This is a genomic window from Faecalicoccus sp. LCP19S3_E2, assembly GCF_052121255.1.
In the GTDB taxonomy this organism is placed as follows: domain Bacteria; phylum Bacillota_I; class Bacilli_A; order Erysipelotrichales; family Erysipelotrichaceae; genus Faecalicoccus.
Genome location: NZ_JBQKEP010000039.1, coordinates 1 through 919, shown reverse-complemented (window position 1 = coordinate 919; position 919 = coordinate 1). Strand labels below are relative to the sequence as shown.

The 919-nt window shown below is 45.6% G+C and carries 1 protein-coding gene; it reads left to right on the top strand.

Features of this window, described 5'->3' with window-relative positions; genetic code table 11:
• Nucleotides 1–919: MalY/PatB family protein (locus ACTQX6_RS12595; protein WP_441657562.1), on the top strand; the 919-nt coding region annotated here is incomplete at both ends.

The window sequence follows — 919 nt, the reverse complement described above, 5'->3', positions numbered from 1 at the left end:
TCATAGATCGTTCCAAGAATCATGCAGCCAAGTATGATGAACGAATCAAAAAGTTTGGTACAGAGGATGTCATTCCTCTATGGGTGGCGGATATGGACTTCAAGACCGCACAGCCGATCATTGATGCTCTGGAATCACGGGCCAAAGAAGGCATATGGGGTTATACCTCCAGAGATGATTCTTATTTTGAAGCCTATGCCAAATGGCAGGAGAAACGTCATGGCTGGAAACCGGATGTCAGGAAAATGTCCTACGCGTTAGGTGTCGTTCCTTCTTTGAGTGTCATTGTCAAGCTTTTTACTCCGTTGAGTGGAAAAGTCATGATTCAGACACCGGTCTATCCGGAATTCTACGATGTCGTTGAAGCCTGGGATCGCACGGTGATTGAAAACCGTCTGGTGGAAGAAAACGGAAACTGGTCCATTGACTGGAAGGATTTTGAAGAAAAGGCAAGACAGGCGTCTCTGTTTATCTTATGCTCACCGCATAATCCCTTAGGCATCGTTTGGGAAAGAAAGGATCTGGAACGGATGTTTTCCATTTGTAAGAAATATTCGGTTCCGGTTGTATCGGATGAGATTCATTCGGATCTTGTCTTCCATGGAAAGAAACATATTCCATCGGCTCTGATCGATCCGGATGTGATCACGTGTATTTCGTGTACGAAGACCTTCAATCTGGCCGGTCTGCAGGCCTGTACGGTCGTATTCAGTGATGAAAGACAGAAGGAAGTGTTTGATCGATACTGGGCCAGGATGGATATTCACCGCAACAACGCATTCAGTCTGATTGCGATGGAAACAGCCTTGAATGAAGGGGAAGAATGGCTGGATCAACTGCTTGCTTATCTAAGTGACAACATTGATTTTGTTGTGGAGTACTGCAGAAAGCACATTCCATGTATCAAGCCCATGCGACC